This is a genomic window from Lyngbya sp. CCY1209, from assembly GCF_035615495.1.
Lineage (GTDB): Bacteria > Cyanobacteriota > Cyanobacteriia > Cyanobacteriales > Microcoleaceae > Limnospira.
In genome coordinates, this window is sequence record NZ_JAJENU010000331.1 from 1 (window position 1) to 251 (window position 251).

The following is a 251-nucleotide window of genomic DNA, read 5'->3' on the forward strand; positions in this document are numbered from 1 at the left end:
CACTTTTCCTGTTCGGAAGTATTTCCTGAGCGTTTTGTATTTGGCATTTCCGCATCGTGACACTACCCATGCCCGTAATTGTTGCCAGAGTGTTTTATCTAGCTTTCCGAAAATCTCCGAGGAGACTACCCCTGAATAGTACCTTGTCCATCCTGTAATGATGGGGTTGAGTTCTTTAATCAGGGCGGCTTGAGGTGATGTTTTGTGTTTCTTAATCACCTCTTTAACCTTTTCGGTGTGGGCTTTGATTG

The 251-nt window shown here is 44.2% G+C and carries 1 protein-coding gene; it reads right to left on the minus strand.

Annotated elements, in window-relative coordinates; translation table 11 throughout:
- The coding region (locus LKE08_RS09485; protein WP_324703978.1) for a group II intron maturase-specific domain-containing protein at nucleotides 1–251 on the minus strand (251 nt) is incomplete at both ends.